The following is a 15,645-nucleotide window of genomic DNA, read 5'->3' on the forward strand; positions in this document are numbered from 1 at the left end:
GGCGGTCGCCCCCCCCCGGGGCGCCCCACGACAAGCGGCCCCCCACCGTAGGGTGGCTGCCCGATCAACGGGTTGCGACGGTCAGCCGCGGTTGGCGTTGCGCCGGCGCCGGGTCGCGCCGATGAGCACCGCGCCGCAGAGCACCAGCAGCGCACCGCCCAGGATGATGGTCATCGAGTTGGCGCCGGTGAGCGCGAGCCGCGAGTTGTTCTCGGCCTGCGCGTCGTTCGCCGTCGTCTCCTCCTGGCCGGGGTCCGGCGCGCCGTCGTCGTCGTTCGTCGCGGCCTCGGCGGCGGCCTCCTCGGTGGCCTTCGTCTTGGTCGGCTCGGGCTCGGCGTTCTCGTCGTCCGCGGACTGCCCCTGGTCGTCGGCCTTGTTGTCGTCCCCGGCGGACTGGTCGTCTCCGGCGGACTGGTCGTCCCCGGCGGACTGGTCGTCCTTGCTGGTCGCCGGCTTGGTGGTCCTGCTCGGCTTCGGCGTCGCGGTCGACTTCTGCGGCGGGATCGTCACGGTGCCGGTCTTGGGCGGCTTGCCACCGGTGTCGGTCTTCGGCGTCGCGGTCGCACCGGGGTTCTGCCCGTTGCCGTTGTCGTCGGCCTGGTCGTCACCGTTGTTGCCGTTGTTGTTGTTCCCGTTGTTCCCGTTGTTGTTGTTCCCGTTGTCGCCGCCGCCGCCGTTGTCGCCGCCGCCGTTGTCGGCGGGCGGGGTCGCGGTCGGCGTGGCGGGCGGCTCGGTGGCCGGCGGGTCCTCGGGGTTGTCGGCCCGGCCGCCCTCGACCTTGACGCGGACCGCGTCGAGCGCCGGGGTCTGGTTGGCGCGCTGCATCATCGGGATGCGGTGCGAGCCGTCGCCGGCCCATGACGCGCACTGCGCGATGCCCTCCTGCGGCAGACCCGGTACCTGGATGGTCACGGTGTCGGGCTGCGCGCCGCCCCTCTTGTCCTCGGTCGCGACGAAGAACGCCGGAACCGGCGCCGGGTCGACGGCCTCGCTCGTGCTGGACAGCATCCGGCAGGCGGTGTGGAAGTGGCCGCGGACCAGGCCCTCGGCCGTGAGCACCGAGCTCTCGACGTAGTAGCCGCCCGCGCCGGCCGCGAGGAAGCGGTCCCGGACCAGGTTGCGGGTGCTGACCTTCAGGGTGAACGGCGTGTTCGCCTTCACCGTCTCGGGGAACTCGGTGATCAGCAGCGTCGGGTTCTTGGCGGCCTCGCCGACCTCACCGAACTCGGTGGAGACGCAGCGGTCGCCCTTCTGGAAGCCGTCGTGCGGCTCCTTGTCGCTGTCCTCGCAGCTGTTGGCGAGGATCGTCAGACCGTTGACCTGCTTGGCCGTGGTGTTGCCGGTCTTGCAGACCTCGACGGCCTCGGGCTTGGGGGCCGTCTCGCCCTTGGCGAGCTGGCCGTCGCCCTTGTGCTGGACGTCGCCGTCCTTGTCGGTGTAGGTGCCGACCTTGGGGTCGGCCGCGGCCTTCGCGCCCGAGGGGGCGGCGGTTTCGGCGGCGGGCTGGCACGCGGCGGTCTTGGTCTCGTCCGCATTGGAGATCTGGGTGACACCGATCACCCCGCCGAACGCGACCAGTACGGCGACGGCGGCGATGATCCTGCGGTCCGGGCCCCGGCGTGTGCCGGCCCGACGGTAGGTCGGCCTTCGCATGGGTGGCACCTCTTCTTCAAACCATTTCGGCGGCTGATGCTGCCAGCAGAGGAGGCCATTTCCGGGCCTCCATCCGCGGTGGCAACCAGACGTTAGGAGCACGGCTCACCGAACGCCAATTAAGGCCGAAAACTTGAGGATTTCTTAGGCGCGAATTAATGCAAAAATATGCATCCCATTTCGAACCCCTCACCTCCACCGTTCGGCTGATGTCCGACTGGTACGAACGGTGGAGGGATCCGGATGCGCACCGGTGTCGTGAGCGTACCCGCAGTAAGCGATCCGAGACACCGTCGTCACCCGGTTCGGCGGCCTCGCCGTCGACCCGGGATTGCGACAGGATGGGAATGCCGGAAAGGAGGCACGCCGATGTCCTTCGTGCACGGCACTGTCGCACCCGGTTACGAGAAGGTCCGTGAGGTCTTCGCCGCCGAGGCCGCCCGGCCGGGCGACGTCGCCGCCCAGCTCGCGGTCTACCGGCACGGCCGCCCCGTCGTCGACCTCTACACCGACGACGGCGCCGCGCTGACCGGCATCTTCGACGCCACCAAGGGCGCCGCCTTCCTGGTCCTCGCGCTGCTGGTGCAGGACGGCCTCGTCGGGGTCGACCGCTCGGTGCGGCACTACTGGCCCCAGTTCACCCCCGACGTCACCGTGCGGGAGCTGCTCGGGCACCGGGCCGGGCTGATCGGGGTCGACGGTGGATTCGGCCCGCGCGAGATCGCGGACGACCGGATCATCGCCGAACGGCTCGCCAAGCAGCGCCCCTACTGGCCGCGCGGCTCCGGCTACGGCTACCACGCGCTGGTCATCGGCGCGCTCGCCGGCGAGATCGTCCGGCGGGTCACCGGGCGCTCGCTGCAGCAGACCTACGAGCAGCGGATCCGCGCACCGCACGGCATCGACCTGTACCTCGGGCTGCCCGATCACCTCGAGCCGCGGTACCGCCGGATCCGCCCGGCCGCGACGCCGGGTCCGCGGCCGGCGGTGGACAGCCTGGCCGGCATCGCGCTGAACCTGCACGCCGACCCGCCGACCGACCTCATCGCCTTCGCCAACAGCCGGACGGTGCGGCGCCTCGGGCAGGCCTCCGCCGGCGGCGTGGCTAATGCACGGGGCATCGCGCGGTTGTATGCTGCCGCATTGTCGGGCGTGGATGGTTCTCCGCCGCTGCTGCGCCCGTCGACGATCACGGAATTCGGCACCGCCGGCGGGCCCGCCCGAGACCTGCTGACCGGCGTCACCGGCAACCGCTTCGGCCTCGGCTTCGAGGCCCTGACGACCACCCTTCCCTTCCTCGGCCCGGCCGCGTTCGGACACTCCGGCGCGGCGGGCTCGCTCGGCTTCGCCGACCCGCGCAGCGGTGTCGCGTACGGCTACACCCGGGACCGGTTCGCCCCACCCGGCGGTGCACTGGAGAACGAACAGCTCGCGGCGGCTGCCGTTCAGGCAGTCGACGTCTGATCGTCGCCCGGCGCCGGCCGGAGCTCCACCCGCTACTCCCATGATCCACGCAGCGGTGCCGTCCCTGTCGGCACCGATGAGATGGAGGACGAAGTGCGCATCCTTGCCCGCACCGCCGCGACCCTGGTGGCGGTAACGACTTTCGCCGGCATGGCGGCCTGCGCGCCGCCCGAGAAGGAGAGCGCCGGCGCCTCCAGCGACGCCGCCTCGGCGGGCACCGCCGCCGACCTCGGCGGCATGGACGCGCTGGTCGCGGCCGCCAAGAAGGAGGGCGAGCTCAACGTCATCGCCCTCCCGCCGGACTGGGCCAACTACGGCGAGATCATCAAGGCCTTCGGCACCAAGTACGGCATCAAGGTCAATTCGGCCCAGCCGGACGGTTCCAGTCAGGACGAGATCAACGCCGCCGACCAGCTCAAGGGCCAGGACAAGGCCCCCGACGTGTTCGACCTCGGCAGCGCCGTCGCGACCGCCAACGTCGCCAAGTTCGCGCCGTACAAGACGGCCACCTGGGCCGACATCCCGGACCCGCTCAAGGACCCGAGCGGAACCTGGACCAACGACTACGGCGGCTACATGTCGATCGGCTACGACGCCGGCAAGGTGCCCGCGCCGGCCGGCGTCGCCGACCTGCTCAAGCCCGAATACAAGGGCAAGGTCGCGCTCAACGGCGACCCGACCCAGGCCGGCGCCGCGTTCGCCGGCGTCATGATGGCCTCGCTGGGCAGCGGCGGCTCCGCCGACGACATCGCGCCCGGCGTGGACTTCTTCGCCCGGCTGAAGAAGGCGGGCAACTTCCTGCCCGTCGACCCGACCCCGGCGACCATCGAGTCCGGCCAGACGCCGGTCGTCATCGACTGGGACTACCTCAACGTGGCGCAGGGCACCAAGCTCACCGGCAAGGTCCAGTGGAAGACCCTGGTGCCCGCGAACGCGGTACTCGGCTCCTTCTACGTCCAGGCCATCAGCAAGGACGCGCCGCACCCGGCGGCGGCCCGGCTCTGGCAGGAGTTCCTCTACTCCGACGAGGGCCAGAACCTGTGGCTCAAGGGCGGGGCCCGGCCGGTGCGCGCCGACGCGATGCAGAAGGCGGGCACCCTCGACGCGACCGCGTTCGCGGCGCTGCCGAAGGTGGACGGCACCCCGGTCTTCCAGACCGAGGCGCAGACCACCAAGGCCAAGGAGTACCTGGCCGCGAACTGGGCGAAGGCCATCGGCTGAGCATGGCCTCCGCAACGGACAGCCCGGCCCTGCAGGCTCCCACACCGCAGGTCCGGGCCCCGCGGCGCGGGCTCGGACACCTCCGGGCGGGCAGCCTGCTCGGCACGGTCCCGTTCTTCGCCTACGTCGCGGTCTTCCTGTTCATCCCCACCCTGGTCGTGGTCATCGGCGCGTTCGCCGGCGACGGCGGCGTCACGCTCGCGAACGTGAAGGCGCTCGGCGAGGGGTACATCCTGGACGCGTTCGGGCGCAGCATCGCACTGTCCGCGATCACCGCCGTGATCGGCGCGGTCCTCGGCGCGGTGCTCGCCTACGCCCTGGTCACGGCGCGGCCCGGCGGGCCGCTGCGGCGCGTCGTCACCGCCGCCTCGGGGGTGCTCGCCCAGTTCGGCGGGGTCACCCTGGCGTTCGCCTTCATCGCGACCATCGGCCTCTCCGGCTTCGTCACGGTCTTCCTGCGCGACCACCTCGGCATCGACCTGTACGCGGGCGGCGTGTGGCTCTTCGAGCTGCCGGGGCTGGCGCTGGTCTACACCTACTTCCAGGTGCCGCTGATGGTCATCGTCTTCCTGCCCGCGCTCGACGGCCTCCGGCCGCAGTGGCGCGAGGCCACCGAGAGCCTCGGCGGCTCCACCTGGCAGTACTGGACCCGGGTCGCCGGCCCGCTGCTCGCCCCCGCGTTCCTCGGCTCGCTGCTGCTGCTGTTCGCGAACGCCTTCTCCGCGTACGCGACGGCGGCCGCCCTGGTCAGCCAGGGCAACCCGATCGTGCCGCTGCAGATCCGCGGCGCCCTGACCAGCGAGGTCGTCCTCGGTCAGCAGAACCTGGGCAAGGCGATGGCGCTCGGCATGGTCGTCGTGGTCGCCCTGGTGATGACCGGCTACACGCTGCTGCAGAGGCGGACCGCGCGATGGCTGGGCTGAGGGCGCGCCGGGCCCGCCGGCAGCGGGTGTTCCGCTGGACCGTGCTGACCGTCGCGGGCGTCTTCTTCCTGCTGCCGCTCGCCGCGATGCTCGAGTTCAGCACCCGGGGCGGCGGGACCTGGTCGCTGCTGGTCGACTGGCCGCAGCTCAGCGAGACCTACCCGGACCTGGCCGAGGGCATCCTCGCGTCGCTGGGCCAGGCGGCGCTGACCGCGCTGCTGATGCTGGCGCTGCTGGTGCCGACGGCGATCTGGGTCCGGCTGCGCCTGCCCGGGCTGCGGCCGCTCGTCGAGTTCGTCTGCCTGCTGCCGCTGACCATCCCGGCGATCGTCCTGGTGGTCGGCCTCGCCCCGGTGTACGCGTGGGTCAACTACTTCATCGGCGGCTCGTCGCTGACGCTGACCTTCGCGTACACGATCCTGGTCCTGCCCTACGCCTACCGGGCGATCGACGCCGGGCTGTCCGCGATCGACGTCCGCACGCTCGCGGAGGCCGCCCGCGGCCTCGGCGCGGGCTGGGCGACGGTGATGGTGCGGGTGGTGCTGCCGAACATCCGCTCGGCCGTGCTCTCCGCGGCGTTCCTGACCGTGGCGCTGGTGCTCGGCGAGTTCACCATCGCGTCGCTGCTCAACCGCACCAACCTGCAGGTCGCGATCAATCTGCTCGGCAAGAGCAGCGCCACCATGTCGGTGGCGGTGTCGCTGGCCGCGCTGGTGCTCGCCTTCGTCCTGCTCCTGCTCCTGTCCCTGTTCGGCGATCGACGAAGGACCTCGCGATGAGTGGCGTCGCAGTGCAACTGGACGACCTGAGCCGCAGCTTCGGCAGCGTGCACGCCCTGGACTCCTTCTCGCTGCTGATGCGGCCCGGCGAGCTCATCGCCCTGCTCGGCCCGTCCGGCTGCGGCAAGACCACGGCGCTGCGCATCCTGGCCGGGCTCGAGGACGCCGACAGCGGGCGGATCCTGGTCGGCGGCCGGGACATCGGCGGCCTGCCGGCCAACCGCCGCGACATGGGCATGGTGTTCCAGGCCTACAGCCTCTTCCCGCACCTGTCCGCGCTGGAGAACGTCCAGTTCGGCCTCAAGCTGCGGCGCCGGGCCGCCGGCGACCGGGCCGCGACCATGCTCGACCTGGTCGGCATCGCCGAGCACGCCGGCCGCTACCCGCACCAGCTCTCCGGCGGGCAGCAGCAGCGGGTGGCGCTGGCCCGGGCCCTGGCGATCGAGCCGCAGGTGCTGCTGCTCGACGAGCCGCTGTCCGCCCTGGACGCCAAGGTCCGCGTGCAGCTGCGCGACGAGATCCGGCGGATCCAGACCGAGGTCGGCACCACCACCCTCTTCGTCACCCACGACCAGGAGGAGGCCCTCGCCATCGCGGACCGGGTCGGCGTGATGCGCGCGGGCAGCCTCGAGCAACTGGCCGAGCCGGCCGAGGTGTACCTGCGCCCGGCGAGCGCGTTCGTGGCGGACTTCGTCGGCCTGAGCAACCGGCTGCCGGGCCGCCTCGACGGCGACGCCGTCTCGGTGCTGGGCACCCGCCTGCCGCTGGTCCGGGCCGCGGCGGGCGGGCCGGAGGTCACCGCCCTGGTACGCCCGGAGTCGGTCGACGTGGTGCCGGACCCGGACGGCCCGGGCCGGGTGGTGTCCACGGCGTTCCTCGGCCCGACCAGCCGGGTCACCGTGGCCGTGGGGGAGACGCTGGTGGTCGCCCAGGTGACCGGCGAGCGCCTCGCGGGCCTGACCGTGGATGCCCAGGTGCGGCTCGAGCTGAGGCCGGTTGCCGTGGCGCTCGAGACGTGAACGCTCGGTAGTGTAGCGATCACGCTGCGGCGCTTGCTCTACTGGCATGTGCGCACCTACTACCGCGGGCCCGACGCCGTCGTCACCGACGAGACATTCACCTGGCAGACCCGTCCGGTGCGGACGTTCGTGCTCGTGGATCTGCGCGACGTGGGCCGGGTGCGGCACGAGGCGAGCCGGATCGGCCGGGTGGTCGCGGGCCTGCTGCTGGCCGTCGCGGGTGGAGTCTGGGTCCAGCAGGCGCTGCCGGGCCGCTGGTACGCCGGCGTCGGCGCGCTGGTCGCCGCGCTGACCGTCGTCGGCTGGCGGTCGCGTTCCCGGTGGCGGCTGACGGCGTCGTACCGCGGCCTCGACGGGGTCACCCTCTACGGCTCGGCGGATCCCCGCGTCTTCAATCAGGTGACCCGGGCGCTGCTCCGGGCCATGGAGGACGCTCGCGAGCCGCGCTGACCGTTTTTGGTCGCCGGGGCGCTCCCGGGTGCGCCGCCGGCGGTGCCCGGCGGTGGAGATCGCCGGCCGGCTGCCGCGAGTGACCGGCCCGTCACCGAGATGATCTCTGACCGACACTTCGGTCATCCGGGCTCTGAGCTGCGCAAACATGTCCCCTGCGCGGATCCGAACCTGAAGGGAACCTTTCCTGGAAAATTCCTTTGAACCGCTGCGGTGGCGGCTTCGTACTGATGGCTGTCGACGACGTTTGTCCCGGGCAATACCCCCGAAACGCGCGACCGGCGGGAAACCGCCGGGGCGTTTGACGAAAGGCCGAGCATGAGTCGTGTCCACTCCGGCACACGGGCGTTCCCCCGCCTGTCACGCCGTCGGGTCCTTACCATCGCCACCGTCGGCGTCGGTGTCTCCGCCGCCGGCGTGGCCGGGCTGAGCATGGCCGGCGAGCGGCGCGGCTCGGGCGACGACGCGCCGCTGGTGCTCTCGCTGCGTGACGCGAAGAAGGGCACGTTCGACCTGTTCTCGGGCGCCTCGCGGGTCACCATCACCGACCCGAAGCTCGCCGAGAAGCTCTTCAAGGCTGCCAAGCGCGGCTGAGCCCGCTTCCTCACCGGTAAAACCCCCGTTTCCTGAGTAAGGAAGAAGTCTCATGTCATCGCACCGTGAAGCGCCGGAGATCAGCAAGGACCCGGTGGCAGACAGCGCCGACCTCTATGCGTTCGTCAGCCCGGATCACCCGGACACCGTCACCCTGATCGCCAACTACGTGCCGCTGCAGCTTCCCGCCAGCGGACCGAACTTCTTCGAGTTCGGCGACGACGTGCTCTACGAGATCCACGTCGACTCCAACGGCGACGGGCGCCCGGACCTCACGTACCAGTTCCGCTTCCGCACCGAGCTGCGCAACGACCGGACGTTCCTGTACAACACCGGCCCGATCGAGTCGCTCGACAGCGAGAACTGGAACCGCCGGCAGTTCTACTCCGTCACCCGGGTCGACGCGCACGGCAAGCACACCGTGCTCGCCGAGAAGCTGCAGTGCCCGCCCTGCAACGTCGGGCCGCTGTCGATCCCGGACTACGACAAGCTGGCCGAGGACGCGGTGCACAAGCTCAAGACCGGCGAGAAGGTCTTCGCCGGCCAGCGGGCCGACCCGTTCTTCGTCGACCTCGGTGCGATCTTCGACCTCGGCACGCTGCGACCGTTCCAGGACAAGCACCTGGTCGGGCAGAAGCTGTTCAACTACGCCGGCAAGGCGGTCAACGCCACCGACAAGATGAACGTGCACAGCATCGCCATCCAGCTGCCGCTGCACTACGTACGCAAGGACGGCAAGAAGAAGGTCCGCGGGCGCGACCCGGGCGCGGTCATCGGCGTCTGGACCTCGGCGAGCCGCCGGCAGGTCCAGGTCCGCCACGGCCGCAAGAACGACGACGTGTACGTCGGCCCGCAGGTCCAGGTCTCCCGGCTCGGCAACCCGCTGTTCAACGAGGTCATCGTGCCGATGGCGCAGAAGGACCTGTGGAACAGCCTGCCGCCGAGCGAGGACAAGCGCTTCGCCGAGTTCGTCGAGCAGCCGGAGCTCGGCGCGCTGCTGCCGGTGCTCTACCCGGGCCTGTTCGACAACCTGGCCGAGCTCAACAAGGCCAAGACGGCCCGCGCCGACCTGGTCGCGATCCTGCTCACCGGCATCCCGGACGGGCTCATCGACAACTTCCAGAACAACACCGGCGCGGTGCAGGCCGACATGCTGCGGCTGAACACGGCGATCCCGCCCACCACCAAGGACGCCAACGCGTTCGGCATCCTCGGCGGCGACCTGGCCGGCTTCCCGAACGGCCGCCGCGTCGCCGACGACGTCGTGTCGATCTCGCTGCGCGCGATCGCGGGCGTCACCGTGCCGCTGGTCGACGAGAAGTTCAAGCCGGACGCCGCGGCCGCGCTGGTCGAGCAGGGACTGTCGGTCAAGGACGCCAGCTCCAAGCTGCTGAAGAGCTTCCCCTACCTCGGGGTGCCCTTCGACGGCTTCAACAACCCCGAGGCCGAGGGCAAGTGAGCGCCGGCGCCCACCATCACCACACGCTCGACCCGTCCGGGCAGGGCACCGTGGTGCTGAACATCGGCCGCGGCATCGGCGCGCTGGTCATCCACACGCCGAGCAACCTGCACGGACACGAGATCGAGGTCAGCCCGGTCGGCGACCCCGACCGGCGCACCCACGCCGCGGTCCGCGCCCGGTACGTGCGTGACGGCGTCCTGTACAGCGTCGTCATCGACAGCCTCGCCGAGGGCCGCTACCTCGTGTGGCGCGACGCCACGACGTCACTGGCCGAGGTGGACGTCCGTGGCGGGGCCGTCACCGAGTACGAATGGCCGGTGCCCGCAAAAGTGTGAGCAGCGTTCGCCGCCTCTGCCGGTCTAGGGTGAGCTGATGGACACGGCAGGGGCGGCCGGCCGGGAGCCCGTTTCGGGCGGCCCGGGCGGCGACGTGGCGGTCTACGCCAGCCTCCGGACCACCGACGTGGACGAGGCCCGGGCGTTCTGCCGCCGGATGTACTACGGGCCGATAGAGGTCACGCCCACCGGCAGCGTCGCGAGCTTCGCGTTCTCCGGCGAGGTGGTGCAGCTCGGCCCGATCACCATCGGGGAGATCAGCTACGGCGCGGAGATCTGCCTCGCCAGCGGCTCCCTCGGGACGGCCTACCACGTGCTGGCGCCGCTGACCGGCGGCGTCCACGTGCTGCACGGCGGCGCCGCGACGAAGGCGGACCCGAGCCAGGCGGCGGTGTTCCGCCCGATCGGCGACATCGACCTGCGCTGGTCGGCGGATTGCCGGCTGATCAGCGTCAAGGTCGACCGCCTGGCCCTGGAGCGCGAACTCGGCCCGGTCCTCAACGGCCACGCCGGCCTCACACTGCCGCTCGGCGCGACGTTCGGCCTGGCGGGCGGCCCGGGCCGGTCCTGGCTGGCCCTGATCCGCCTGCTGCACGCCGAGGCCCGCCAGGCGGACGGCCTCAGCCTGCTGCCGCACCTGCTGCGCCAGTGGCGCGAGCTGGCGGTGAGCGGCCTCGCCCAGGCCGTCGAGCACCCCTACACCGACGGCACCCCGGGCCAGCCGACGGCCCGCCGCCCCCGCACGGTCAAGCGCACCCTCGACGCGATGCACGCCGAACCGGGCCGGGCGTTCACCGCGGCCGAGCTGGCCGGCATCGCGGGAGTGGGCATCCGCGTCCTGCAGGAATCCTTCCGCCAGCACGTGGGCGTGCCGCCCCTGACCTACCTGCGCCGCCTGCGCCTCGAGCGGGTGCACGCCGAGCTGAGCCGCGCCGGCCCGGACGAGGTGAGCGTGAGCGAGGTCGCGACCCGCTGGGGCTTCACCCACCTCGGCCGCTTCGCCGGCGCCTACCGCGACCGCTTCGGCGTATCCCCGTCCCAGACCCTCCGCGACGGCCTCTGACCGCCGATACCATCACGCACCGTGAGCAACGGCGGCCGGACGAGTGCACGGAGGCCGCGGATCGAGCCATGGGCCAGGCAAAATCGATCCCCATCCTGCTTCCTTGATCACCGATGGTAATGTCTCCCCGTTTTGGTCGGCAACGGGGAGGAAGATCTGCATGCGGTGGAAGATGTCGGCGGGCGTCCTGGTGGTGCTGGCCCTGGTGATTCCGGCGGCGCCGGCGATGGCGCAGACCGGGCCGGGGCTCGACGCGGCCTGCCAGACGGTCGAGCGCACGGTGTTCAAGGACCTCCGCGAGCTCGTCACCATCGATCTGGACACCGCCACCGATACCGAGGTGCGGGTGCTGGCCGACCAGATCCTGGCTGAGGTGAAGGCCGAGTCGTTGCCCGTCCTGTCTCCGGCACTGCAGGAGGGGCTGGACGGCACCGAGGACGACCTGCGGGCATTCCTCAAGACCGGCATGCCGAAAGCCTGGTACGCGGCTCTGCGGGTTTCGGTGACCCGCACGCTGGTGGACGCCGGCACCCACGTGAAGGCGGCCGCGGGGGCTGCGCTCGACGACGGGGACACCGATACCCTCCTGGCCTACCTGAACGAGGGCCTGTACGCCGCGCGTGCGCTTGACTGCGCCTCCGAGCCCACCACGACGCCCAGCGCCACGGCGACCGCCACATCGATCCCCACCACCTCCGCCAGCCCAGGTAACCCCGGCGGCGAGGGCGGCGAAGGCGGCGGGCTGCCCGTCACCGGCGCCAACATCGGGGCCCTGGCCGGCGTCGGCGGTGCGCTTCTGCTCCTCGGCGGCGTCGGCTACCTGATCGGACGCCGCCGCCGTTCCACCTTCGTGGCATAGCTGACCCGACGCGCCAAGCTCCGCACCTCGCAGAGCCGGGCGCGATCAGCGCCGTGCCCGGCGAGGTCCGTCGCGACCCCCAGGCGTGCCGCAAGCTATGTCGGACCGTGCGTGCGTGGCGATGGCCGCCCTGCCGGCGACAGATTCGCCAGCCCGCAGTGACCAGGTCGACGCCGCGTCAGGCCTCGGCGCCGATCTCCTGGAATGTGCCGTCGGGCATCAGGCGGTAGCGGCGCGGCGGTCCCATGCGCCGCAACAGCCGGCTCATCCTGGCTTCGCGTTCCGCCTGTTCGCGGCCCGTCGGGTCGGCGACCCGGAACCCGCGCACAGGAACCTCGTACGGGTCGACGTCGCTCGGGTCGGGAAGCCCTTCCAGGATGAAACCGAACAGCGCGCGCAAGGCGTCCTCACCCAGCTCCAGCGGGTGAAACGGCAGCGGGTACGGATCCCCGGACAACGTCGATTCGACCGGCCGCTCACCCGCCCAGTACGGACGCTCGAAGTCGTACGGTTCGCCGATGTTCTCGGTGATGCCGGCGTCCGGAGAAACGCTCAGCGAGCGGACCAGAGAACCGTTCTCCCACACCGCGAAGTACAGCCGATCAGAGACCGAGTGCATCCCGTGCATGATGATCCGCCGGTCGGCTCCGGCACGGAGCAAAGTGGCCGGCAGTTGCGACGGCGGGTCGCAGACGAGCCGGCGATCGCAGAACAACTCGGCGCCGGCCAGCGCGGTCGCATAGCTGGTGTCGTCCGGCGGGTAAACGTCCTCACCGAGCAGGCCGTCACCGATCGGCGTCACCTCGTAGCCGATGTGCATTCCGCGCACAAGGTCGAGGACCTCCGCCGGGTCGGCTCCCACCGCCCCCCGCAGCGCGGGACGCAGGTCGCCCTCGGCAAAAGCAAGCAGCGCGGTATTCGCACCCATGGAACCCCTCGTCTCCCGCGGCGATGATCACGCACACTACGGGCCGAGCAGTCTGCTCGCCGAGGAGAAAGCAGGCGAGGATCTCTGACCGCGGACGCAAAGCGAGAGCCACTGACCGCAACCGGCGAGGTGCGTCCGCCTGACCCACCACCCACTCCGGCCTGCCCGACGGGACCTCCCGCAGCGCCCACAGCGCGGAAGCCCGATCCCTCACCGCAAGGGGACCACCCGGGGCAACGGCCTAGAGCTCGACCCGCTGACCCTTTCCGACCACGATGATCCCGGCCTCCGAGACCGTGTACCGCTTCCGATCGCGATCCAGATCGACCCCGATCTCCGCACCCTCCGGAATGACCACGTTCTTGTCGATGATCGCGTTTCGGACCACCGCCCGCCGCCCGACCTGGACGCCCTCCATCAGCACCGAACCCTCCACGTGCGACCACGAGTTCACCCGCACGTTCGGCGAGACCACCGACCGCTCGACCAGGCCACCCGAGACCACCACACCGGGGGAGATCATCGACTCGACCGCCCGGCCCTGCCGGTCGTCGTAGCCGTGCACGAACTTCGCCGGCGGCCACGAGCCGTAGTTGGTGAAGATCGGCCAATCCATGTTGTAGAGGTTGAAGACCGGCAGGGTGGCGATCAGGTCCATGTGCGCGTCGTAGAACGAGTCCAGCGTTCCCACGTCGCGCCAGTAGCCGCGGTCGCGTTCGGTGCTGCCCGGCACGTCGTTGTCGCGGAAGTCGTAGACGTTGGCCTCGCCGCGCTCGACGAGCATCGGGATGATGTTGCCGCCCATGTCGTGCTTGCTGTCCGGGTTCTGCGCGTCGGCGGTGACGGCGTCGCACAGCGCCCGGGTGGTGAAGACGTAGTTTCCCATCGAGGCGAAGATCTCGTCCGGTGCGTCCGGCAGGCCGTCGACGTCGACCGGCTTCTCGCGGAACGCGCGGATCTTCTTGCCGTCGGGGCCCACGTCGATGACGCCGAACTGGTCGGACATCGACTTGGGCTGGCGGATGCCCGCGACCGTCACCGCCGCCCCGGAGGCGATGTGGTCGTCGACCATCTGCTTCGGATCCATGCGGTAGATGTGGTCCGCGCCGAACACGATGACGTAGTCGGGGCTCTCGTCGTTGATCAGGTTGAGGCTCTGGTAGATGGCGTCCGCGGAGCCGGCGAACCAGCGCGGGCCGAGCCGCTGCTGCGCCGGTACGGGCGTCACGTAGTTGCCGAGCAGCGTCGACATCCGCCAGGTCTTGGTGATGTGCCGGTCGAGCGAGTGGGACTTGTACTGGGTCAGCACGACGATCTTCAGGAACCCGCCGCCGGCCAGGTTCGAGAGCACAAAGTCGATCATGCGGTAGATGCCGCCGAAGGGGACGCCGGGCTTGGCCCGGTCCGCGGTGAGGGGCATCAGGCGCTTGCCTTCGCCTCCTGCGAGCACGATCGCGAGCACCTTGACAGCCATGACCGTGACGCTAACTTTCCGCGTGCGCTCGCGCCAGTCGAAGCGGCTATTCTGCGCACGTGACCGACTCGCGTTCCACCCCGAACAGCGCGGGCATCCGCGTCGACCTGCTCACCCGGGAATACCCCCCGGAGGTTTACGGCGGCGCCGGGGTGCACGTCGAGTACCTGGCCCGGGACCTGCGCCCGCTCGCCGACGTACGGGTGCACTGTTTCGGGGCCGAGCGCGACGAGCCGGGGGTGACGGCGCATGCCGAGCCCGCCTCGCTGTCCGGCGCCAACGCGGCCCTGCGCACCATGGGCGTCGACCTGTCGATGGCGGCCGGCTGCGCGGGCACCGACATCGTGCACAGCCACACCTGGTACGCGAACTTCGCCGGTCACACCGCGAAGCTGCTGTACGGCGTCCCGCACGTCGTCACCACGCACAGCCTCGAGCCGCTGCGCCCCTGGAAGGCCGAGCAGCTGGGCGGCGGCTACGCGCTCTCGTCGTTCTGCGAGCGCACCGCCATCGAGGGCGCCGACGCCATCGTGGCCGTCTCCGGCGGGATGAAGCGGGACGTGCTGACCGCGTACCCGGGCGTCGACCCGGACCGGATCCGGGTGGTCTACAACGGGATCGACACGCGGCAGTACGCGCCGGACCGCGGGACCGACGTCGTCGAGCGGCTCGGCATCGACCTGGGCCGCCCCAGCGTGGTCTTCGTCGGCCGGATCACCCGGCAGAAGGGCCTGCCGTACCTGATGCGGGCCTGCCACGACCTGCCGCCGGAGACCCAGATCGTGCTGCTCGCGGGCGCGCCGGACACGCCGGAGATCGCCGCCGAGGTCGAGGAGCTGGCGTCCCGGCTGCGCGACGCCCGCGACCCCAAGGGTGTCGTCTGGGTGCAGGAGATGCTGCCGAAGCACGAGGTCGTGCAGGTGCTGACGCACGCGACCGTCTTCGTCTGCCCGTCGATCTACGAGCCGATGGGGATCGTCAACCTGGAGGCGATGGCCTGCGAGACCGCCGTGGTCGCCACCGCGACCGGCGGCATCCCGGAGGTCGTCGCGGACGGCGAGACCGGCCTGCTGGTCGGAATCGAGCAGGTCGCGGACGGCACCGGCACGCCCGTCGACCCGGACCGCTTCGTGGCGGACCTGGCCGCGGCGATGACCAGGCTGATCGAGGACCCGGCCCGGGCCGCGCAGATGGGCCTGGCCGGGCGCCGCCGGGCCGTCGAGCACTTCAGCTGGTCGCGGATCGCCGTGGACACCCTCGAGGTCTACCGCTCGGTGCTCTGAATTTCGGTGCTCTGAATTATCGCCCGCGCGACGGCCCGGCCCGACAGCCAGGCCGTCTGCGCGCGCGGCCGGCCGAAGGCGTCCCCGGCGAGCCACACCCGGCCGTCGGTGGCGAACGACGGCGTGCCGGGGGAGGCG

General features: G+C 71.1%; 14 protein-coding genes and 1 pseudogene. 12 read left to right on the forward strand and 3 right to left on the reverse strand.

All coding sequences use genetic code 11. The annotated features are described in order from the left end of the window. Positions 1-81: 81 nt before the first annotated feature. Positions 82-1,653, reverse strand: a complete 1,572-nt coding sequence (locus tag AB0F10_RS37690) for a hypothetical protein (RefSeq protein WP_360636710.1) — start codon at positions 1,651-1,653, stop codon at positions 82-84. Between the two features lie 369 nt (positions 1,654-2,022). On the opposite strand from AB0F10_RS37690, the gene AB0F10_RS37695 reads away from it, so the two are divergent. The 11 genes from AB0F10_RS37695 to AB0F10_RS37745 all read left to right on the forward strand — a co-directional run bounded on the left by AB0F10_RS37695 (position 2,023) and on the right by AB0F10_RS37745 (position 11,822). Then, on the forward strand, positions 2,023-3,117 hold the full coding sequence (locus AB0F10_RS37695; RefSeq protein ID WP_360636713.1) for a serine hydrolase domain-containing protein: 1,095 nt from the start codon (positions 2,023-2,025) through the stop codon (positions 3,115-3,117). Positions 3,118-3,210: 93 nt separating this feature from the next. Further along, complete coding sequence (locus tag AB0F10_RS37700) at positions 3,211-4,338, forward strand: ABC transporter substrate-binding protein (RefSeq protein ID WP_360636716.1); 1,128 nt, start codon at positions 3,211-3,213, stop codon at positions 4,336-4,338. A 2-nt stretch (positions 4,339-4,340) separates the two neighbouring features. Then, positions 4,341-5,261 (forward strand): ABC transporter permease, encoded by a 921-nt coding sequence (locus tag AB0F10_RS37705; RefSeq protein WP_360636719.1) that lies wholly within the window; start codon positions 4,341-4,343, stop codon positions 5,259-5,261. Further along, a complete protein-coding gene (locus AB0F10_RS37710) occupies positions 5,249-6,040 on the forward strand; it encodes an ABC transporter permease subunit (RefSeq protein ID WP_360636722.1) in 792 nt (263 codons plus the stop codon). Before AB0F10_RS37705 ends, AB0F10_RS37710 begins: the two co-directional genes overlap by 13 nt. Continuing rightward, positions 6,037-7,059, forward strand: a complete 1,023-nt coding sequence (locus AB0F10_RS37715; protein WP_360636725.1) for an ABC transporter ATP-binding protein — start codon at positions 6,037-6,039, stop codon at positions 7,057-7,059. Before AB0F10_RS37710 ends, AB0F10_RS37715 begins: the two co-directional genes overlap by 4 nt. A gap of 33 nt (positions 7,060-7,092) precedes the next feature. Continuing rightward, on the forward strand, positions 7,093-7,509 hold the full coding sequence (locus tag AB0F10_RS37720) for a DUF6232 family protein (RefSeq protein WP_360636728.1): 417 nt from the start codon (positions 7,093-7,095) through the stop codon (positions 7,507-7,509). Positions 7,510-7,827: 318 nt separating this feature from the next. Continuing rightward, positions 7,828-8,103, forward strand: coding sequence for a hypothetical protein (locus tag AB0F10_RS37725; RefSeq protein WP_360636731.1), 276 nt, complete (start codon positions 7,828-7,830; stop codon positions 8,101-8,103). A gap of 52 nt (positions 8,104-8,155) precedes the next feature. Then, on the forward strand, positions 8,156-9,562 hold the full coding sequence (locus AB0F10_RS37730; RefSeq protein WP_360636734.1) for a DUF4331 domain-containing protein: 1,407 nt from the start codon (positions 8,156-8,158) through the stop codon (positions 9,560-9,562). Continuing rightward, positions 9,559-9,900, forward strand: a complete 342-nt coding sequence (locus AB0F10_RS37735) for a phospholipase (RefSeq protein WP_360636737.1) — start codon at positions 9,559-9,561, stop codon at positions 9,898-9,900. Before AB0F10_RS37730 ends, AB0F10_RS37735 begins: the two co-directional genes overlap by 4 nt. A 37-nt stretch (positions 9,901-9,937) precedes the next feature. After that, positions 9,938-10,963 carry an AraC family transcriptional regulator gene (locus tag AB0F10_RS37740; RefSeq protein ID WP_360636740.1) on the forward strand — a complete coding sequence of 342 codons (1,026 nt, stop codon included), beginning with the start codon at positions 9,938-9,940 and terminating at the stop codon, positions 10,961-10,963. A 160-nt stretch (positions 10,964-11,123) separates the two neighbouring features. Beyond that, positions 11,124-11,822: an LPXTG cell wall anchor domain-containing protein gene (locus AB0F10_RS37745; RefSeq protein ID WP_360636749.1), complete on the forward strand. Its 699-nt coding sequence runs from the start codon at positions 11,124-11,126 to the stop codon at positions 11,820-11,822. Positions 11,823-12,000: 178 nt separating this feature from the next. Here AB0F10_RS37745 and AB0F10_RS37750 read toward each other — a convergent pair whose 3' ends face one another. Both AB0F10_RS37750 and glgC read right to left on the reverse strand, forming a co-directional pair. Further along, positions 12,001-12,750: a DUF6928 family protein gene (locus AB0F10_RS37750; protein WP_360636743.1), complete on the reverse strand. Its 750-nt coding sequence runs from the start codon at positions 12,748-12,750 to the stop codon at positions 12,001-12,003. 241 nt (positions 12,751-12,991) lie between these two features. Next, a pseudogene (glgC, locus tag AB0F10_RS37755) lies at positions 12,992-14,227 on the reverse strand (glucose-1-phosphate adenylyltransferase); the annotation flags it as partial. Between the two features lie 56 nt (positions 14,228-14,283). On the opposite strand from glgC, the gene glgA reads away from it, so the two are divergent. Beyond that, positions 14,284-15,507: a glycogen synthase gene (glgA, locus tag AB0F10_RS37760; protein ID WP_360636746.1), complete on the forward strand. Its 1,224-nt coding sequence runs from the start codon at positions 14,284-14,286 to the stop codon at positions 15,505-15,507. Positions 15,508-15,645 lie beyond the last annotated feature (138 nt).

The organism is Actinoplanes sp. NPDC026623 (genome assembly GCF_040638275.1).
In the GTDB taxonomy this organism is placed as follows: Bacteria; Actinomycetota; Actinomycetes; order Mycobacteriales; family Micromonosporaceae; genus Actinoplanes.